The 19,057-nt window shown below is 67.0% G+C and carries 16 protein-coding genes; 12 read left to right on the top strand and 4 right to left on the bottom strand.

Annotation, left to right across the window (positions count from 1 at the left end; genetic code table 11):
- Nucleotides 1–106: 106 nt before the first annotated feature.
- The 9 genes from L2D00_04695 to L2D00_04655 all read left to right on the top strand — a co-directional run bounded on the left by L2D00_04695 (nucleotide 107) and on the right by L2D00_04655 (nucleotide 7,884).
- Nucleotides 107–562 carry an Rrf2 family transcriptional regulator gene (locus tag L2D00_04695; protein WBQ13986.1) on the top strand — a complete coding sequence of 152 codons (456 nt, stop codon included), beginning with the start codon at nucleotides 107–109 and terminating at the stop codon, nucleotides 560–562.
- Nucleotides 559–1,698, top strand: a complete 1,140-nt coding sequence (locus L2D00_04690) for a cysteine desulfurase (protein WBQ13985.1) — start codon at nucleotides 559–561, stop codon at nucleotides 1,696–1,698. Before L2D00_04695 ends, L2D00_04690 begins: the two co-directional genes overlap by 4 nt.
- Nucleotides 1,699–1,721: 23 nt before the next feature.
- Nucleotides 1,722–3,227 (top strand): Fe-S cluster assembly protein SufB, encoded by a 1,506-nt coding sequence (gene sufB, locus L2D00_04685; protein ID WBQ13984.1) that lies wholly within the window; start codon nucleotides 1,722–1,724, stop codon nucleotides 3,225–3,227.
- A gap of 54 nt (nucleotides 3,228–3,281) precedes the next feature.
- On the top strand, nucleotides 3,282–4,046 hold the full coding sequence (sufC, locus tag L2D00_04680) for a Fe-S cluster assembly ATPase SufC (protein WBQ13983.1): 765 nt from the start codon (nucleotides 3,282–3,284) through the stop codon (nucleotides 4,044–4,046).
- Nucleotides 4,046–5,143: a SufD family Fe-S cluster assembly protein gene (locus L2D00_04675; protein WBQ13982.1), complete on the top strand. Its 1,098-nt coding sequence runs from the start codon at nucleotides 4,046–4,048 to the stop codon at nucleotides 5,141–5,143. Before sufC ends, L2D00_04675 begins: the two co-directional genes overlap by 1 nt.
- Nucleotides 5,140–6,381, top strand: a complete 1,242-nt coding sequence (locus L2D00_04670; protein WBQ13981.1) for a cysteine desulfurase — start codon at nucleotides 5,140–5,142, stop codon at nucleotides 6,379–6,381. The genes L2D00_04675 and L2D00_04670 overlap by 4 nt, the downstream gene beginning before the upstream one ends.
- Before the next feature lie 11 nt (nucleotides 6,382–6,392).
- Nucleotides 6,393–6,830 carry a DUF59 domain-containing protein gene (locus L2D00_04665; GenBank protein WBQ13980.1) on the top strand — a complete coding sequence of 146 codons (438 nt, stop codon included), beginning with the start codon at nucleotides 6,393–6,395 and terminating at the stop codon, nucleotides 6,828–6,830.
- Between the two features lie 14 nt (nucleotides 6,831–6,844).
- A complete protein-coding gene (locus L2D00_04660) occupies nucleotides 6,845–7,204 on the top strand; it encodes an iron-sulfur cluster assembly accessory protein (protein ID WBQ13979.1) in 360 nt (119 codons plus the stop codon).
- 74 nt (nucleotides 7,205–7,278) lie between these two features.
- A complete protein-coding gene (locus L2D00_04655; GenBank protein ID WBQ13978.1) occupies nucleotides 7,279–7,884 on the top strand; it encodes a glutathione S-transferase in 606 nt (201 codons plus the stop codon).
- A gap of 213 nt (nucleotides 7,885–8,097) precedes the next feature.
- On the opposite strand, the gene L2D00_04650 is transcribed toward L2D00_04655, so the two are convergent.
- The 3 genes from L2D00_04650 to L2D00_04640 all read right to left on the bottom strand — a co-directional run bounded on the left by L2D00_04650 (nucleotide 8,098) and on the right by L2D00_04640 (nucleotide 13,610).
- On the bottom strand, nucleotides 8,098–9,153 hold the full coding sequence (locus tag L2D00_04650) for a GGDEF domain-containing protein (GenBank protein WBQ13977.1): 1,056 nt from the start codon (nucleotides 9,151–9,153) through the stop codon (nucleotides 8,098–8,100).
- 98 nt (nucleotides 9,154–9,251) lie between these two features.
- The gene (locus L2D00_04645) at nucleotides 9,252–10,799 is read right to left on the bottom strand and encodes a DEAD/DEAH box helicase (protein WBQ13976.1); all 1,548 of its coding nucleotides are present in this window, start codon (nucleotides 10,797–10,799) and stop codon (nucleotides 9,252–9,254) included.
- Nucleotides 10,800–10,976: 177 nt separating this feature from the next.
- On the bottom strand, nucleotides 10,977–13,610 hold the full coding sequence (locus L2D00_04640; GenBank protein WBQ13975.1) for a M14 family metallopeptidase: 2,634 nt from the start codon (nucleotides 13,608–13,610) through the stop codon (nucleotides 10,977–10,979).
- 168 nt (nucleotides 13,611–13,778) lie between these two features.
- Here L2D00_04640 and L2D00_04635 point away from each other — a divergent pair, with 168 nt between their 5' ends.
- The 3 genes from L2D00_04635 (at nucleotide 13,779) to L2D00_04625 (ending at nucleotide 16,954) form a co-directional block, all read left to right on the top strand.
- Complete coding sequence (locus L2D00_04635; GenBank protein WBQ13974.1) at nucleotides 13,779–15,809, top strand: TonB-dependent receptor; 2,031 nt, start codon at nucleotides 13,779–13,781, stop codon at nucleotides 15,807–15,809.
- 66 nt (nucleotides 15,810–15,875) lie between these two features.
- Nucleotides 15,876–16,265, top strand: a complete 390-nt coding sequence (locus L2D00_04630) for an MbcA/ParS/Xre antitoxin family protein (GenBank protein ID WBQ13973.1) — start codon at nucleotides 15,876–15,878, stop codon at nucleotides 16,263–16,265.
- A 26-nt stretch (nucleotides 16,266–16,291) separates the two neighbouring features.
- Complete coding sequence (locus L2D00_04625; protein ID WBQ13972.1) at nucleotides 16,292–16,954, top strand: RES family NAD+ phosphorylase; 663 nt, start codon at nucleotides 16,292–16,294, stop codon at nucleotides 16,952–16,954.
- A gap of 8 nt (nucleotides 16,955–16,962) precedes the next feature.
- Here the strand turns inward: L2D00_04625 and parE are convergent, their stop codons facing one another.
- Nucleotides 16,963–19,044 (bottom strand): DNA topoisomerase IV subunit B, encoded by a 2,082-nt coding sequence (gene parE, locus L2D00_04620; protein WBQ13971.1) that lies wholly within the window; start codon nucleotides 19,042–19,044, stop codon nucleotides 16,963–16,965.
- Between the last annotated feature and the right edge of the window lie 13 nt (nucleotides 19,045–19,057).

Below are 19,057 nucleotides of genomic sequence, written 5' to 3'. Positions count from 1 at the left end.
TCCTCAATAGCGCCATCGGGTTGGATATAGGAGCGGCCTCTTACCACAGGCCGGGCGCACAGTGCGAGCCGGGCGTGCTGTACCCGCCCCAGCGAAGGATGAGACCATGAAGCTGAGCACCAAGGGCCGCTATGCCGTGATGGCCATGGCCGATCTCGCCCGCATGGGCGCCGAAGGCCCCGTCACGCTGAGTGATATAGCCTCGCGCCAGGAGATTTCCCTGTCCTATCTCGAACAGCTGTTCGCCAAGCTGCGCCGGGCGGGTCTGGTCAAGTCTGTGCGCGGTCCGGGCGGCGGCTACCGCCTGGCGCGCACGCCGGCCGAGACGCGGGTGGCGGACATCATGCTGGCGGTGGAAGAGCCGGTGGACGTGACGCGCTGCCGCCACGCGGTGCGCGGCTGCATGACGGCGGGCGCGCGCTGCATCACCCATGATTTGTGGGACGAGCTGGGCCGTCAGATCCAGCTGTTTCTCACCGGCGTCAGCCTGGATGACGTCATCCGCCAGCGCGTGGCCGGGCGTGCGGCGCTCAATCCGCTCATGCTCGAGGCGGCCGAGTGACGGTCTATCTTGATCATAACGCCAGCGCGCCCCTGCGCCCCGAGGCGCTTGCCGCCATGGGCGAGGCGCTGAGCGCGTGCGGCAATCCCTCCTCGGTCCACGGGCCGGGCCGGGCGGCGCGGGCGCGGCTGGAAACGGCACGGCGCACAATCGCCTCGCTGATGACGGCGCGGGCCGAGGATGTGATCTTCACCTCCGGCGGCACCGAGGCGAATAATCTGGCGATCGCGGCGGCCAGGGCCGCCGGCGCCCAGCGCATCATCCATGCGGCGTTTGAACATGACGCTGTGACGGCGCCGGCGGCGGCCAGCGGCCTGCCGGTGGAGATCTGGCCGGTCTTGAGCACGGGCGTTGTGGATATGGCCTGGCTGGAGGCGCGGCTGGCGGGGGCCGGCGACGAGCGGCTGCTGGTGGCGCTGATGGCGGCCAATAACGAGACCGGCGTGATCCAGCCGGTGGCCGAGGCCGGGCGTCTGGTGCGCGAGGCGGGTCATCTGTTCCATGTCGACGCGGTGCAGATCGCGGGCAAGGCGGACTTTGATTTTGCGGGATCGCTGGCCCATTTCGCGGCGCTGTCAGCGCACAAATGCGGCGGGCCCATGGGCGTGGGCGCTTTGATTGCCGCATGCGATGCGGGCGTCAGCGCCCAGATTCGCGGCGGCGGTCAGGAAAGCTACCGGCGCGCGGGCACGGAAAATCTGCCCGGCATTGCCGGGTTCGCCGCGGCACTGGACGCGGCGCTGGCCGATACAGGCGAGGCGGCGCGCATTGCCGCCATCCGCGACCGTCTGGACGCGCGCCTGAGTGACGCGCGCGCGGACATCACCATCTGGGGCGCAGACGCGCCGCGCCTGCCGGGCACGAGCTGTTTGTCGGCGCCGGGCTGGGCGAGCGAGATCCAGGTGATCGCCATGGATCTGGCGGGCTTTGCGGTCAGCGCGGGCGCGGCGTGTTCGTCGGGCAAGGTGCGGCGCTCAAAGGTTCTCGACGCCATGGGCGCGGGCGACGATCACGCGCAAAGCGCCCTGCGGGTCAGCTTTGGCTGGTCGAGCACACAAGACGAGGCCGAGGCATTCGCCACGGCTTATCTGGATGCCCGGTCACGCGCACGGCCGCGCGCGGCCGTGGCGGTCTGAAGCGATGAAGAAAGTGGCATAACATGGCTGCGGTGAAAGAAACCATCGAGGACGTGCGTCAGCTGGAAGCTGACAAGTACAAGTACGGCTTCACCACCGAGATCGAGCAGGAATACGCGCCCAAGGGCCTCAACGAGAACATTGTGCGCTTCATCTCGGCCAAGAAGAACGAGCCGCAATGGATGCTGGACTGGCGCCTGGAGGCGTTCGCGCGCTGGCTGAAGATGGACGAGCCGGTCTGGGCGAATGTGAATTATCCCAAGATCGACTATCAGGACGCGTATTACTACGCCGCGCCCAAGGATGCGGCCAAGTACAAGAGCCTGGACGAGGTGCCGCCGGAGATTCTGGAGACCTATAAAAAGCTCGGCATCCCCCTGCGCGAGGCCGAGGTTCTGCTGGGTGTCGAAGGCGCGCAAGACACCACGGCGGCCGAGGCGCGCGAGCGTCCGCGCGTGGCGGTGGACGCCGTGTTCGATTCGGTTTCCGTGGCGACCACCTTCAAGGCCGAACTGACCAAGGCCGGCGTGATCTTCATGTCCATCTCCGACGCGCTGCAGGAATATCCTGAGCTGGTGCGCCAGTATCTCGGCAGCGTCGTTCCGCCTACGGACAATTACTTCGCGACGCTCAACAGCGCGGTGTTTTCGGACGGCTCCTTCGTCTACGTGCCGCCGGGCGTGCGCTGCCCGATGGAGCTGTCCACCTATTTCCGGATGAACGCGCAAGGCACGGGCCAGTTTGAACGCACGCTGATCATCGCCGACAAGGGTGCCTATGTGTCTTATCTCGAAGGCTGCACCGCGCCCATGCGCGATGAAAACCAGCTGCACGCCGCCGTGGTGGAGCTGGTGCTGCTGGACGATGCCGAGATCAAATACTCCACCGTGCAGAACTGGTGGCCGGGCGACGCGGACGGCAAGGGCGGGGTGTATAATTTCGTCACCAAGCGCGCCGATTGCCGGGGCAGGAATTCCAAGGTCAGCTGGACACAGGTCGAGACCGGCTCGGCGATCACCTGGAAATATCCAAGCTGCGTGCTGCGCGGCGATAACAGCCAGGGCGAGTTCTACTCCATCGCGGTGACCAATGGCCGCCAGCAGGCCGATACCGGCACCAAGATGATCCATCTGGGCAAGAACACGCGCTCGCGCATCATCGCCAAGGGCATTTCCGCCGGGCGCTCCGACCAGACCTATCGCGGTCTGGTCTCGGTGCACGCCAAGGCGGAAGGCGCGCGCAATTTCACCCAGTGCGACAGCCTGCTGATCGGGGATCAGTGCGGCGCCCACACCGTGCCCTATATCGAAGCCAAGACGCCCCACGCCACGCTGGAGCACGAGGCGACCACGTCCAAACTCTCCGAGGATCAGCTCTTCTACGCCCGCCAGCGCGGCCTGGACGAGGAGACGGCGGTGGCCCTCCTGGTCAACGGCTTCTGCCGCGAGGTGCTCCAGGAACTGCCCATGGAATTTGCCGTCGAGGCCCAGGCGCTGCTGAAAGTGTCGCTGGAAGGGAGTGTGGGGTGATGGGTTCGATCCGCTTCAATCCCAATAAAAACAAAAACTTGAAAGACGTTTGTCATGCTTGAAATCAAAAACCTCCATGCGCGCGTGAACCCGGACGAGGGTGAGGCGCTGGCCATTCTCAAGGGCGTGGACCTGACGGTGCCTGCGGGCGAGGTGCACGCCATCATGGGGCCGAACGGGTGCGGGAAATCGACCCTGTCCTATGTGCTGGCCGGCCATGACGGCTATGAGATCACCGACGGCGCCATGGTCTTCGAAGGCGCGGATATCGGCGCGCTGGCGCCCGAAGAACGCGCGGCCAAGGGCCTGTTCCTGTCGTTTCAATACCCGGTGGAAATCCCCGGCGTGCCGACGCTGACCTTCCTCAAGGAAGCTGCCAACGCCCAGCGCCGGGCGCGCGGCGAGGCGGAGGTGAGTGCGCCGGAATTCCTCAAGCTGGCGCGTGAAAACGCCGCAAAGCTGGATATTTCCAACGAAATGCTCAAGCGGCCCGTGAATGTCGGATTTTCCGGTGGCGAGAAAAAGCGCATGGAGATTTTCCAGGCGCTGATGCTGGCACCCAAATTCCTGATCCTGGACGAGACGGACTCCGGCCTCGATATCGATGCGCTCAAAGTGGTGGCTGAGGGCGTGAATGCCCTGCGCAGCCCGGAGCGCGGCATGCTGGTGATCACGCACTACCAGCGCCTGCTCGATTACCTCAAACCCGACGTGGTCCATGTGATGGCCGCCGGCCGCATCGTCGAGACGGGCGGGCCGGAGCTCGCCCTGACGCTGGAGTCGGAAGGCTATGAGAAATACGCCGGAGCGGCCGCCTGATGACCATTGCCGTCAAACTCTCCGCCTTTGAACAGGCTCTGGCCGCGCAGCTGCCGGCGGGCGATCTGCGCGCCGAGCTTGAGGCGCGCGGCCTGCCGCACCGTCGCGTGGAAGACTGGAAATGGAGTGATCTGCGCACGGCGCTGGCGCGCCTGCCGGCGGATTCAGGCGAGTTGATCCTGGATGCCTCGCGCGCGCCTGATGCGCGCCGGCCCCTGATCGATGCGCCCGACCAGATCATGGCGCGCCTGGCCGCCGCGCTGGGCGGTCAGGCGCAGGTGTATGATCTGCAAAATGGCGAAACACTGACCCTCGACGCCTCAGTAGCGTCAGGCGCCGGACATGGCGCCATCGTGGTGCGCGCGCGCGACGGCGTGCACGCGGTCGTGCGCGAGCGCTATTGTGCGGCACCGGGCGCCACGCTCAATCTCTACATTCACTATGCCGTCTCGCCGCGCGCGCATCTCACGCGCATCATCGAGCAGGACGCCTCTCCCGACGCGGTGATCGTGGTCACCACGACGATGGATCTGTCCCAGCGCGCCCACGCCGCCCAGACTTCGCTGGGCTTCGGCGCGAAACTCGCCCGGCTCGAAACAGACATCAGCCATGCCGGCCAGGGCGCGTCGCTGGAGATGAATGGCGCGTATCTGCTGGGCGAGGGGATGCATCTCGACCAGACCGGGATCGTGCGCCACACCGGACCGGGCGGGACCACGCGCGAACTGTTCAAGGGCGCGGCGGCGCGCGGCGGACGCGGCGTGTTCCAGGGCAAAATCCATGTGGAGCGCGCGGCCCAGAAGACCGACGCGAAGATGAACCATCGCGGGCTCCTGCTCGACGGTCGCAGCGAAATCGACGCCAAGCCGGAGCTGGAGATTTACGCCGACGACGTGGTGTGTGCCCACGGCAATGCGCTGGGTGCCATGGACGCCGCGGCGCTGTTTTACATGCGCCAGCGGGGGCTGTCCGAGCCGCGCGCCCGCGCGCTCCTGACCCAGAGCTTCCTGGCCGAGCCGCTGGAGCGGCTGGCGGACGAGGCGATGCGCGCGTCGCTGCTGGCGAAACTGCAAACGGCGCTGGAGGCCCTGTCATGACGGCGGCCGCATGCCTTGAAACAATGTTCGACCCCCATGCGGTGCGCGCGCAATTTCCGATCCTGACGCGTCAGGTGAATGGCAAGCCGCTGGTCTATCTCGACAATGCGGCCTCGGCCCAGAAGCCCGAAGCGGTGATCGAGGCGGTGGCCGATGTCTGGCGTCACTCCTACGCCAATGTGCATCGCGGCCTGCATACGCTGGCCAATGAGGCGACCGAAGCCTTCGAGGCGGCGCGCAGCAAGACGGCGCGCTTCCTGGGCGCCGCGCGGGCGCAGGAGATCGTGTTCACCAAGGGCGCGACCGAAGCCATCAATCTGGTGGCGGCCTCCATCGGCGAGACGCTGGTCGAGGGTGATGAAATCATCCTGTCCCAGATGGAGCATCACTCCAACATCGTGCCCTGGCACTTCCTGCGCGAGCGCAAGGGCGTGGTGATCAAATGGGTGCCGGTGACCGAAGACGGTGCGCTGGACATGGACGCCTATGAGGCGCTGTTCACCCCGCGCACGCGCTTTGTCAGCCTGGTGCACATGTCCAACGTGCTGGGCAGTGTGAACCCGGCCCGGCGCCTGACGGACATCGCCCATGCCCATGGCGTTCCGATCCTGTTTGACGGTACCCAGGCCGCCGTCCACCTGACGCTGGATGTGCGCGAGACCGGGTGTGATTTCTATGTCTTCACCGGCCACAAGCTGTACGGCCCCAACGGCGTCGGTGTGCTCTATGCGGCCGGCGACTGGCTGGACCGGATGGCACCGTGGCAGGGCGGCGGCGAGATGATCGCCGAAGTCAGCGAAACCGGCGTGGTCTATGCCGATCCGCCGCACAAGTTCGAAGCGGGCACGCCGGTGATCGCCGAGGTCATCGGGCTGGGCGCGGCGATTGACTGGGTGCAGGCGCTGGACCGGGCCGGGGTGATGGCGCACGAGCGCGCTTTGCTGGACCGGGTCGAGGCGGGCCTGAGCGATATCAAGGGCCTGCGCCTGTTCGGGCGCACCCAGGACAAGGGTGCCATCGCCTCCTTCACCATAGAGGGTGCGCATCCCCATGATTTGGCGCAGATCATGGACAAGTATGGCGTGGCGGTGCGGGCGGGCCATCACTGCGCCCATCCGCTGATGCAGCGCTATGGCGTCACGGGCACGGTGCGCGCCAGTTTTGCTGCATACAACACGGTAGAAGACGCTGACGCCTTCCTCGAGGCGTTGCGCAAGTCGATCACATTCCTCATCTAGGGATCATGACCATGGACACCGGTGCTTCGGCCCCTCGCGATATCATCGATCTCAATGCCCCGGCGGCTGCGGCCGGGCCGGGTGCCGATGCGCCTGCCCAGGCGCGCACCAGCGCGGCGGAGTCCGATCTGCCGCCTGAAGAGATCGCGCGCATCACCGAGGATGTGATCGCCGCGCTCAAATCGGTGCACGATCCGGAGATTCCGTCCGACATTTACGAGCTGGGCCTGATCTATCAGGTCGACCTGGAGGCCGAAGGCGTGCTGAAGGTCGAGATGACCCTGACCGCGCCGGGCTGTCCTGTCGCGGGCGAAATGCCCGGCTGGGTAAAGGATGCGTGCGAGCGCGTGGACGGTGTGTCGCGCGCCGATGTCAGCCTGACCTTCGATCCGGCCTGGACACCGGCGCGGATGTCCGATGAAGCGCGCCTGACACTGAACATGCTGTGACCGGAGACCGAGCCATGACCCGCCCCCGCCCCAAAGCCGTGACCCTGAGCGATGCTGCTGCCGAGCGCGTCAAGACGCTGATGGCGCGCGAGGGCAAGGGGTATTTGCGCGTCGGCGTGAAAAACGGCGGCTGCGCGGGCATGGAATACGTCATGGACTATGTCACCGAGCCCGCCGCGCTGGACGAGCGGGTGGAAGACAAGGGCGTGGAGATTGTCGTGGACGCCAGCTCGCTGCTCTTCCTTCTGGGCTGCCAGCTCGATTACGAGATCACGCCGCTGCACGCCAAATTCGTATTCCGCAATCCCAATCAGACCGATGCCTGCGGCTGCGGCGAAAGCGTGACCCTGACCGCGGCGAGCGCAGCCGGCTGAGTTCTGCGCCGCGCGCTTGAAGTCCATCGGCTGACGGGGCTTTGTGGCGTCGCTGATCCTCAGGGGGGTGACTCGTGAAGCTCTATGTCTCGCCGACGTCTCCATATGCGCGCAAATGCCGGGCTCTGATCATCGAGAAGAGCCTGGAAAGCCGGATTGAGATCGTATCGTGCACTCCGCTGGACGACCCGGAAGACCTGCTGGCGGCCAATCCGCTGGGCAAGGTGCCGGTGCTGGAGCGTGACCGCGCCCCGGCGCTGATGGATTCTCCGCTGATCTGCGAGTACATCGACAGCCTGACCGAGGAGAACTGGATCCCGGCGCGTGGTGCCAGCCGGTTTTCCGTGCTGCGCCAGCAGGCGCTGGCCGACGGGCTGGTGGATCTGATCATGGGCCGGCGCATCGAAATGGGCCGCGAGGCTGCCCTCCAATACCCGTTCTGGGCCGCGCGCTGGGAGCGCGCCATCGCCCGCACCCTGACCACGCTCAATGACGAGCGCGCCCAGTTCGAGCGGTCGGTGGATCTCGGCGCGCTCTCGGTGGCCGCGGCGCTGGGCTATATGGATTTGCGCTATGCCGAGTATCGCTGGCGCGACCGTCATCCCGAGCTTGCCGAGTTCTGCGCGCGCTGGGATGCCCGGGACAGCTTCATCCAGACCGTGCCGCCTGCAGGCGCCTAGGGGTCTGTCCGGGTTTCAGGTTTTCGGACCCGGGCTTTGGCCCGTGTGCCATGCCGGGCAGGGTCCCGGTGCGCGATCTGTCGCCGGCGCGCCAGGTGAGCTGAGCGTCCCCGCCCAGATCATGGTGCCGCACCATAGCCCGTCCTGCATGTCGCGACCGGAGGCGAGATGAGCCTGGACCGGGCGCTTTGAAAAGCCGGGGTGGAAGGCCGGTCAGGCCGCTACAGCGCCCTGGGACGAGGCGTTGCCATCGGCGGTCCAGCGATTGCGGCCGGTCTCTTTGGACTTGTAGAGATTGGTGTCACAGCGCTCGATCAGGGCCTCGATGGATTCGCCCTGGCGATACTGCGACACGCCCAGCGAGATGGTGATATTGCCCAGATCCTCACTGGTGGATTTGCGCAGGAGGCGCTTGCTCTCCACCGTGGCGCGGACTTTCTCGGCCAGGTCGCGCGCCTCGCTCATGCCAGTGCGCGGCATGACGATGGCAAATTCCTCGCCGCCGTAGCGCGCCACCACGTGATAATCCTTGGAGAAGCGTGCCAGGCACGCCGCCACGAAGCGGATAATCTGGTCGCCGGTCTGATGGCCCCAAGTGTCGTTGAAGCGCTTGAAATGGTCGATGTCGCACATGATCAGCGACATGGGTGTGCTCTTCTGGTCGGCCTCGCGCCGGGCGGCGCGCATGAATTCGTCAAAGCGCTTGCGGTTGGCGACGCCGGTCAGGGCGTCGGTCATGGATTCCTCGCGCACTTTTTCAAGATTGGTCTTGAGGAGGCTGACCTCCTGATGGGTCTCCAGCAGGCGCTTTTCCAGATCGCGCGAACGGCGCTGCATGCGGGCGGTGGCCGAGACCAGGCCTTCGATCATGCGCTTCATGGAGGCGGCGTCGGTTGCAGAGTCCAGTTCGCCCGTGGCTCCGGCCAGAACCTGGCCATAGGCGGCGGTGTCGCGCTCGGCCGCTTCCAGCGATTTCACGACCGCGCCCAGTTCGCGGCTCATCGCGCCACCGACTTCAAGCACGGCGTCCTGGATGCGCTTGAAAGTGAAATGGCGATCATAGAGCTCATCCAGAAAAGCCGCTTCCAGCGGCCCGCCGGCATCGAGGGCGCCGCGCATCTCGGCGCACAGCTCGCCGTTCCAATCAGCGGCGTAATGGGTGAAGAGGGCGTAATTCTGAGGCGTCGGCGCGACGCTCTTTTCCGCCATGAGATCAAGCGCTTTACGCGCGATCTCGATGCCTTCGGATGTTTGTAGCCTGCCGCTCACGCCGCGTCCCCCGAACTGATTGCCTGGCCGCTTTCTGCAACCTGCTTGACGGGAGACTAGGCTCGGGAAAGGAAATATCGGGTAAACGGCGGCGTTAATCAGAGGCCTTTGCGCAACAGAAAGTCTGGCACGTGATCGCCAAACCCGATCGGCGCATCGTCGCCATCGCGGGTGCTGTGATCCGCACGCGGCGCGCGCGGTGCGCTGTCGGGCCGTACGGTTTGCGGTGCCGCGGCGGGGCGTTCGGTGCCGGGGCGGGGTGCCGCAGAAGGCCGCGCATCGGCGTCGCGCTCGCCCTCTGGCCGGTCATGCCCGGTCCGCTCGCCGCCAGAGCGGTCGCGGCCGCCACCTGAGCGGCGCCCCCCGCGGCGGCGGCGCGAGGAGGGGGCGGGGCGGCCATCGCCTTCGGGCTGGTCAGCCTGGGCTGCGGGGCGCTCTGCCGTCGTGTCTTCAGCTGGCGCGCGGGTGGGGGCGTCTGCGACAGGCTGAGCGGGCGCGGCGTCGCGCACCGGCGCATCCGAGCCATCCAGCATCAGCGTTTCAGGCTCGCTGCCGACCAGCTTGGTCACGGCGGCCAGCGCCTTGCGGTCGGCGGGCGTCACGATGGTGATGGATTCGCCCAGCAGACCCGCGCGGCCCGTGCGCCCGATCCGGTGGACATAGTCATCGGCGTTGCGCGGGATATCCATGTTGAACACATGGCTCACCGCCGGAATGTCGAGACCGCGCGCGGCCACGTCGGACGCGACCAGCAGGCGCAGCTCGCCGGACTTGAACTGGGCCAGGGTCTTGGTGCGCAGCGACTGGTCGAGATCGCCGTGGATGGGCGCGGCCGAGAAGCCGTGACGCTGGAGCGAGCGGGCCACCGTGTCCACGTCCCGCTTGCGATTGCAGAAGATGATGCCGTTCTTCACGCCGTCGCGATTGATCGCTGCGCGCAAGGCTTCGCGCTTGGTCTTGGGCTGATCATCGGCCACGCGCACCACGTACTGCTTGATGGTATCGGCGGCATGGGCCGGGCGGGACACTTCAACCCGCTCGGGATTGTTCAGGAACGAGGCGACGAGGCGCTGGATCTCGTTGGGCATGGTCGCCGAGAAGAACAGGGTCTGGCGCCGGCCGGGCAAAAGGGCGACGATGCGTTCGATATCCGGGATGAATCCCATATCGAGCATGCGGTCGGCCTCGTCGATCACGAGGATTTCCACGCCCATCAGAAGCAGGCCGCCGCGCTCCACATGGTCCAGCATCCGGCCCGGCGTGGCGATCACGATGTCGGCACCCCGGTCGAGAATGTCCTTTTGCGGGCCGAAGGCGACGCCGCCGATCAGCAGCGCCATGGTGAGCTTGTGGTTCTTGGCGTAGGTCTTGACGTTCTCGGCCACCTGGTCGGCCAGCTCGCGCGTCGGACACAGGATCAGCGAGCGCGGCATGCGTGCGCGGGCGCGGCCGCGCGACAGGCGCTCGATCAGGGGCAGGGTGAAAGAGGCGGTCTTGCCCGTGCCGGTCTGGGCGATGCCCAGCACGTCCCGGCCTTGCAGGGCAAAGGGAATGGCGCCGGCCTGGATCGGGGTCGGCGAGGTATATCCGGCATCGGCGATAGCCGACAACAGCTTGGGGCTCAGCCCGAGTTCTTCGAAGGTCATACGCCTCTGGGGTGCTTTCTCTGGCCAGCCGACATCCGGCGGGCAGTACCTAGCGCCGCTTCGGGGCGCTCATTTCGTGCGGCGCAACATACGCTCTGGCTATTGTGAGTCAATGTGTCCGCCCGCGCGCCGCAGCGGTGCGCGGGCGGCTGTGGCCGCGGTGCCATGGGGCGGGACTTACTCCCCCCGGCGGCTCGGATTGCGGAAGCTGTCACCGAACTGGACCGCGTTCATGAACACCCGCGAACTGCCCCGGAAATAGGCCCGGAAGGCCGGGTTGTCAGCGAACAGGATCACCGCGCCCGATCCGCGCCGCTCGGCATGCACCGCGCCCAGTCCGGCAAGCGCATCGCGATTGGCCTGTGACGCGTATCCGGCGAGCAGCGGGTCCGGCCCGGCATAGCGCAGGGGCAGGGCGAACGGGTTGTCGCCTGCTGCGAACGCGTCCTCGCCGATGCGCTGGAGCGCCAGGCCCGGCTCGCCCAGGCCGAAGCCCAGCGGATGGCTCAGATCCACCTCGGCACCGAAGATTGCGCCGGCGATGTCTTCTTCGGTGTCCCAGACGCTCATATCCTCATAGGCGCGCGGCTCCGGGGTGCTCCCGTCGCCGCTGCCGCGCTCGGCGAAGCGGGCCGAGGACAGCTCCCGGTCCATCACCCAGCGCGCGCCGCCGCGTGTCGCGATCAGCACGCCGCCCGCGCGCACCCAGCTGTCCAGCCGGGCCGTCATCGTGTCGGGCAGGGCACCATAGCTGCCGTGCGGCATGATAATGCGGTTATACTGGCTGAGATCGGCGCGCGAGAGCTCGGTGACGTCGATCTGCGAGACCGCCATGTGCATTTCGGCGTCCATCAGATGCCACAGCTCGCCCGCGTCATTCACGTTCACGCCGCGTCCGGTCACCAGGAGGATGGAGGGCTGTGTCAGCGCCGACAGGGCAAACCCGCCCAGATCCGACCCGCGCGTCGTGTGCGATGTACGCGCGGCGTGGATGGTGACGGAATCCTCGCGTGCGGCGCGCGCCATCAGCGCGTGAAGGGCGTCGGCATCAACCGGCTGGCGCGAGACCGGCACCACGATGGCGCCGCGGGCCATTTCGACCTCGCCATCATCGGTGACCACCGTGATCGGATCGGGGACCATCTGGGCGCGCACCCCCGCGGCCTGCAGGCGGTAGAGCGCGCGCGGGGCGTAATAGCTGTCCCAGCTCATCACATAGGCAATGCGGGCGCGGGCAGGCTCGGGCGCGGCGCGCTCGATGCGCGTGATCCGCTCGCCGGTGAGAGTGGGCGCAAACAGGCCGGTGCGCACGGCGGAATATTCCAGCCCCCAGGCCAGCGGCTGGGTCCAGCCGGACACGTCATAAAACTCGGTCTTGTCGTCGACGATCTGGGATTCAAACAGGCCCTGGACGATGCGGTACTGATCCTGGCGCACCGGAATGATGAAGGCCTCGCCCGGGCGGTAGACGCGCCCGTTCTGGCGCAGGGTCTGGGCCAGTTCGCGCACTTCGATCTGGTGCGTGTCGAGCACATCGAAGAAATCGGCCATGCGCGCCCGGTCATGGGAGGTGAACACCCAGGCGCTGACGGGATCCGCCGCGGCCCGGCGCCGGCTTTCATTGAAGAACTGGCGCATATGGGCATGCAGGTCGGCGCGGTGGTGCTGGGCGGCGCGGTAGAGGGCGAGCAGGGCGCGCGCCTGCTGGCCGACCTTGTCGTCATAGCGCTGCACGCCGAAATCGGTGTCCATGAGGATGCCGCGCGTGGAACTCTGTTCGAACAGGTAGGGCACAGAGCCGATCAGGCCGGGATAGCTCGATCCGTAACCGAGATAGAAATCGTCGAACAATTCCTCGCTGACATACAGCTGGCCTTCGCCGTCCAGCTGGTCGCGCAGAAAGCGGTTCATGGTGAGATTGAGCTGAAGCGCATCCTGGCTGAGCAGCGGGTGCAGGCCGTCCAGCGGGCCGGGCGAGAAGAAATAGGTCGTGTTCGATCCCATCTCGTGCATGTCGGCAGCAATATTGGGCAGCCATTCATGGGTCACGCGCACCAGAAGCCGCGCTTCGGGCTGCATGACCGGCAGCCATTGCCGGTTCAGGTCGAACCAGTAGTGATTGGTCCGGCCCCAGGGCCATTCGTGATAATGCTCGCGGCTCTGCGGATCGGCGACGGGCGTGCGGGCGCGGTGCATATTGGTCCAGTTGGCAAAACGGTCCGCGCCGTCGGGATTGACCATGATTACCAGGATGATCACGGTTTCATCGAGCATCCGGTCGATCGCCTCGCCCCGGCCAGCCGCGAAGTGATAGAGCAGCAGGGCTGCGGAATCATAGCTCGACGGTTCTGAACCGTGCACGCCGAACGTGGTCTGGATGATCGCGGGATGATCGTCCGGAGCGGCGGCTGCGCCCGCACGCATCAGGCCCAGCTGGGTCTGGCGGATGTCGTCCAGCCGCGCGTGATTCTGCGGGGAGGTGATGATCACCCGCTGGATCGGACGGCCGAACGTGCTGCGTCCCACCGTCTCGATGGTCATGCGGTCCGACGAGGCAGCGACAGCGCGCGCATATTCGTTATGCATCGCCGGCGTCCAGATGATGTCGCCGAGCGCAAAGCCGGTGACCTGTTCCGGGCGCGGCGTGCCGGGATCATAGGTGATGTCCTGATTGAGCAGCGCCTCGACAGGCTTGGGCTCATAGTCCTGGGCGGACGCCGGCGTAAGGACCAGCGCAAGGCTGGCGGCGAGCGCGGAAGACACAAGGGCGGTGAGACGCACGGCGATACCGGTGGCGAGCAGGCGCAGCATGATCAGAAACTTCCCCAAATCGTCCGGCGTGGCCGGGCGTCACAGCAAGAAACGGGTTGACACGGTACGCCCCGGACGGGGCCGGTCAAGCGCGCGGCACCGGGCGGGGTTCTGTTTGCGGGGCACTGCGCTATGTGTGAGGGCGCGGCGAGTGGCAATGGAAGCGGGATGGATATGGCAATCATGATGCTGGCGCAGGCCGCCGCTCTGACGCTGGGCGCAGCGGGTGCGGGCACCGGGGCGGACACGCCGCGCCCCTCCGATGTCATTGTGGTGACCGCCAGCCGGGCGGGAGAATTGCGTTCGGCGAGCCCCGCGCCCGTCGCGGTGATGGAGGCTGGCGAGATCGAGCGGCTGGGCGCGCAGCATGTCAGCGAAGCCCTCAACCGCTTGCCCGGCGTAATGATTCACCGTGGCAACGGGGCCGAGCATCTCACCGCCATCCGCTCTCCGGTGCTGACCGGCGGTACCGGGGCGGGCAGCTTTCTCTACCTGGAAGACGGTGTGCCGCTGCGCGCGGCGGGCTTCGCCAATGTCAACGGATTGTTCGAAGCGGCCGATGATCTGGCCGGGCGGATCGAGGTGATCCGCGGACCGGGTCCGGCCCAGTACGGCTCCAACGCGCTTCACGGCCTTGTGAACGTCATCGGCGCCGATCCGCGCCGGGATGCGCGCCTGGCCGAGGTTGAAGTCGGCCAGTATGGCCGGGCGCGCCTGCGCGTGCAGGCGGGCGGTCCCAATGAAATCGGCGCGGGCGTGGTCGGATTGTCCGTGCGCACCGAACAGGGCTGGCGCGACAATGCGGGCCTGGTGCGCGCCGCGCTGCAAGGCCGGCTGGATGGCGATGCGCGCGCCAGCGCCTGGTCGCTGCGCGCGGCGCTGATCCATCTCGATCAGGACACGGCAACCTTCGTGCAGGGCGAGGGGTCTTTCCGGGACCGTTCGCTCGCCCGCCGCAATCCCAATCCGGAAGCCTTCCGGCGCGCCACCGCCGCGCGCGTGGCGCTCCATGGCGAGCATGATTTCGGCGGCGGGGTAACGGGGCAGGGCGTGGTCTATGCGCGCGCCAATACCATGGAGTTCCTGCTTCACTTCCTGCCGTCGCGGGCGCTGGAGCGCACGGGTCACCAGAGCCTGGGTGCCCAGACGCAGATCATCGCGGACACAGGGGCCACCCGGTTGTCCGCCGGGATTGACGCAGAGCTGACACGCGGCTTCCTCTACGAGTTTCAGTCGCGCGCCACGGTCGGGCCGTTCGTGCAGGGCCTGCACTATGACTACACGGTGGATGCGGCGGTGCTCGCCGGCTTCGTCCATGCACGCCACGCTTTGACCGGCAGCCTGCGCGTAGAGGCGGGCGCGCGGGTGGAGACCACGCGGTACGACTATGTCAACGCGGCACCCGATGGCGTGACCGGGCGGTATTTGCGCCCGGCGGACCGGCGCGACCACTACACCACGTTTGCGCCGAGCGCCGGCGTGGTCTGGGACGCGGCCGAGGGCGTTCAGGTCTTCGCCCGCGCCGCCCGGGGCGTGCGCGCGCCGCAAACTGATGAGCTTTACCGCCTGCAGCCCGGTCAGGAGATCGAGGGAATCGAGCCTGAAGTCCTCGACAGCCTGGAGGCGGGCCTGCGCCGCACCTGGGCGCGCGGGCGGGTGGAGCTCACCGGCTTTGCCATGGAGAAGCGCCATGTGTTCTTCCGCGACGCCGACGGCTTCAACGTTACCGACGGTGCCACGCGCCACCAGGGCGTGGAGCTGGACGCCGGGCTGGAGCTGACGGACCAGCTGACCCTGTCGGGCGCGTTGACCTGGGCGCGCCACACCTATGCCTTCGACCGGCCGCTGACCAATCTGTCTGAAGTGATCGCCGACGGCGCGCGCGTGGATACTGCGCCGGACTGGCTGGGCAATCTGCGCCTCCTGTGGACGCCGTCAGAGGCGTTCCAGGCCGAGGCCGAATGGGCGCATGTGGGCGAATACTTCGCCGATGCCGGCAATACCGCGCGCTATGACGGCCATGACCTCCTGCATCTGCGCGCCCGCTGGCAGGTGCGAGAGGGCGTGGAGGTCTTCACCGCCCTGCGCAACGCGCTCGACGCTCGCTACGCCGAACGCGCCGACTTCGCGTTCGGAAACTTCCGCTACTTCCCCGGCGAGCCGCGACAGGTGAGCGTTGGGGTGAGGGTGCGAGGGTAGGCGGGCCAACATTCTTGCTCTGTGGTCCATATGGCCCTATCATTATGGTCATATGGAGGGCCGATCATGGATGGCGCTGTCAGGGAGCGCGCTGCGGCTGAGGTTCAGGCGATTGCGCTCAAGGCCTTTGGCCGGATCGCCGATGCGTGGTCGCTGACCGGGCGGGAGGCGGCCGGTCTGGCGGACATGTCTGAATCCACCTGGAAGCGCGCCCGCAAGCCCGGCTATGCCGGTGAGCTGACGCGCGATCAGATGCTGCGGCTGAGCGCCCTGACCGGGCTGTACAAATCGCTGGAGCTGTATTTTGACCCGCCGCTGTCGGCTCAGTGGGTGAAGCTGCCCAATCTCGGACCGGAGTTTGACGGCCAGCGTCCGGTGGACGCCATGATCCGGGGCGGCTTGCCGAAAATCCTGCGCGTGCGCGGTTATGTGGACGCTTTGCGGGGCGGCGTTTGAAAATCACGCCGGTCAATGATCGCGGCTTGATCCGGCTGATTTCGGAAACCCGCCACAAGCCGCCCGTGCTGCGCGGTCTGGTCGATAGCGACGAAGAAGCCGAAATTCTCGCCAGCCTTGAAGGCGAGACCAGCGCGCGCCTTGTCGCCGAGCGCGAAGGCGGCCCGGCGCTGGACCGGCGCGAGCTGGCGTTTGCGCGCCGCGCCCATGATCTCAGGGTCTATGGCCAGAGCCATATCAATGCGGCGTTCGCCTATACGCGCGCGTGCGGCAATCGTTTCAACGCGGGGGATCGTGGCGCGTGGTATTGCAGCTATTCCATCCTGACCTCGGCGGCCGAGGTCGGCTATCACCGCACGCGCGAGCTTGGCTATATCGGCGTTTTCGAGAGCGAAGCGCGATATGTGGAGCTGCTGGCCGACTTCATCGGGGATTTCCCCGATCTTGACGGCGAGCCCGGCCATCCGGCGCTGCACCCGGACCCGGAGACCGGCTATCGCGCGGGTCAGGCGCTGGCCGGTGCGCTGCGGCGGCAGGGCCATCGCGGCCTGCTATATCCCTCAGTGCGCCATCCGGGCGGCCGCTGCTTCGTCGCATTCGATCCCGGCATCATCCAGAACGTCCGCCCCGGCGCGAGCTGGACGCTGGTCTGGTCCGGGGCACCGGAGTTCACGCTGAAAGCGGTCTGACCCGATCCTCAAATATCCACCGCGTCCACAAACGGCGCGTGATCCTGGATGTACTGGAAGCGCAGTTCGGGTTTCTTGCCCATCAGGGTCTCCACCAGCGCGTCGGCGCTTTCGCGCATGTCGGGCGTGACGATGACGCGCGCCAGCGAGCGGGTCTCCGGGTTCATGGTGGTGGATTTGAGCTGGGGCGGGGTCATTTCGCCCAGGCCCTTGAAGCGGCCGACCTCCACCTTGCCGGACTTGAATTCCGTGGCGATCAGCTTGTCTTTTTCCGCGTCGTCGGCGGCATAGAGCGTGCGGCCGCCCTGCGTCAGGCGATAGAGCGGCGGCTGCGCCATGAAGAGGCGGCCGGACTCGATGAGGCCCGGCAGGAATTTGTAGAAGAAGGTGGCCAGCAGGGCCGCGATATGGGCGCCGTCCACGTCGGCGTCGCACATGATGATGACGCGCTCATAGCGCAAGTCTTCCAGATCGAACTTCTTGCCCGGCTGGACGCCCAGCGCCAGCAGGAGATCGCCGATCTCCTGATTGGCAGCGATCTTGTCGGGCGTGGCCGAGGCGACGTTCAGGATCTTGCCGCGCAGGGGCAGGATGGCTTGCGTCTTGCGGTCGCGCGCCTGCTTGGCCGAGCCGCCGGCCGAGTCGCCCTCGACCAGGAAAATCTCCGCGCCGTCGGCATGGTTCTGGGAACAGTCGGCGAGCTTGCCGGGCAGGCGCAGCTTGCGCGTGGCGGACTGGCGCTTGACCTCCTTGTCGCGCTTGCGCTTGAGGCGGTCCTCGGCCCGCTCGATGGCCCAGTCCACCAGACGCGCGGCGTCCTTGGGGCGGGCGGCCAGCCAGTGGTCGAACTGGTCGCGGATGGCCGCATCCACCAGGCGCTGGACCTCGGCGGTGGAGAGCCGGTCCTTGGTCTGGCCCTGAAACTCGGGATCGCGCACGAAGACCGACACCAGCGCCCCGGTGCCGCCCATCACGTCATCAGCGGTGATCTGGGCGGCCTTCTTCTGGCCGGCCAGCTCGCCATAGCCGCGAATACTGCGCGACAGCGCCGCGCGCAGACCTTGCTCGTGGGTGCCGCCCATGGGGGTGGGCACGGTATTGCAGAAGCTCTGGCAGAAGGCGTCAGCCTCGGCGAAGCCGTTTTCGGCGAAGGCCACCGCCCATTCCACCGCGCCCATGCGCCCGTCGCGCTCGACGCGGCCGGCGAAGATGTCGAGCACCAGGCCGGACTCGCCGCACAGCTCGGTGAGGCGATCAGCCAGACCGCCGGGGAAGGCCAGCGTGATCTCGGACGGAATATCCGTGCCTTCCACCAGATGGGGCGGGCAGCGCCAGCGGATCTGGACGCCCCGGCGCAGGAAGGCCTTGGCGCGCGCCATGGCGAACAGGCGCGGGGCCTTGAACGCGGCGCGCGCTCCGAAAATCTCGGCGTCGGGCTTGAAGCGCACGGACGTGCCGCGCCGGTTGGAGACTGTGCCTGCATTCTCCAGCGGACCCTGGGGCGCTCCGCGCTCGAAGACCTGGCGCCACAGCGTGCGCTCGCGCGCCACTTCCACCTCCAGCCGCTCGGACAGGGCGTTGACCACGCTGATGCCGACGCCGTGCAGCCCGCCCGAGGTTTCATAGGCCTTGTTGGAGAATTTGCCGCCGGAGTGGAGCGTACACATCACCACTTCCAGCGCGGATTTGCCGGGGAATTTCGGGTGGGGATCCACCGGGATGCCCCGGCCATTATCCACGACCGTGACGAAACCCTCGTCATCGAGGCTCACCTCGATGCGGTCGGCATGGCCGGCGACGGCCTCGTCCATGGCGTTGTCGAGCACTTCGGCGAACAGGTGGTGGAGCGCGCGCTCGTCTGTGCCGCCGATATACATGCCCGGACGCTTGCGGACCGGTTCCAGACCCTCGAGCACCTCGATGGACGAGGCGTCATAGCCGCCGCCCGCGGCCGGGGCAGACGCGGCTGCCTTGGGCGCAGCGGGGCGCGCAGCCGGTGTCACCGGCGTGGCCGGGGCCTCCGGCTGCGGCTTGGGGTGCGGGTCGGGGGTCCCGGCATTGAACAGATCGTTTTGCGAATCGTGAGCCATGATAGGAGCGAGA

The sequence above is a fragment of the Hyphomonadaceae bacterium BL14 genome, assembly GCA_027627705.1.
Classification (GTDB): domain Bacteria; phylum Pseudomonadota; class Alphaproteobacteria; order Caulobacterales; family Maricaulaceae; genus Oceanicaulis.
Note: the sequence above shows the minus strand (reverse complement) of the source record. Positions and strands in the feature narration are given on the sequence as shown.

Coding starts and splice junctions, on each gene's coding strand:
- L2D00_04695 (WBQ13986.1), top strand. CDS start 107: ATGAAGCTGAGCACCAAGGGCCGCTATGCCGTGATGGCCATGGCCGAT.
- sufB (WBQ13984.1), top strand. CDS start 1,722: ATGGCTGCGGTGAAAGAAACCATCGAGGACGTGCGTCAGCTGGAAGCT.
- sufC (WBQ13983.1), top strand. CDS start 3,282: ATGCTTGAAATCAAAAACCTCCATGCGCGCGTGAACCCGGACGAGGGT.
- L2D00_04675 (WBQ13982.1), top strand. CDS start 4,046: ATGACCATTGCCGTCAAACTCTCCGCCTTTGAACAGGCTCTGGCCGCG.
- L2D00_04670 (WBQ13981.1), top strand. CDS start 5,140: ATGACGGCGGCCGCATGCCTTGAAACAATGTTCGACCCCCATGCGGTG.
- L2D00_04665 (WBQ13980.1), top strand. CDS start 6,393: ATGGACACCGGTGCTTCGGCCCCTCGCGATATCATCGATCTCAATGCC.
- L2D00_04660 (WBQ13979.1), top strand. CDS start 6,845: ATGACCCGCCCCCGCCCCAAAGCCGTGACCCTGAGCGATGCTGCTGCC.
- L2D00_04645 (WBQ13976.1), bottom strand. CDS start 10,799: ATGACCTTCGAAGAACTCGGGCTGAGCCCCAAGCTGTTGTCGGCTATC.
- L2D00_04640 (WBQ13975.1), bottom strand. CDS start 13,610: ATGCTGCGCCTGCTCGCCACCGGTATCGCCGTGCGTCTCACCGCCCTT.
- L2D00_04635 (WBQ13974.1), top strand. CDS start 13,779: ATGGATATGGCAATCATGATGCTGGCGCAGGCCGCCGCTCTGACGCTG.
- L2D00_04630 (WBQ13973.1), top strand. CDS start 15,876: ATGGATGGCGCTGTCAGGGAGCGCGCTGCGGCTGAGGTTCAGGCGATT.
- parE (WBQ13971.1), bottom strand. CDS start 19,044: ATGGCTCACGATTCGCAAAACGATCTGTTCAATGCCGGGACCCCCGAC.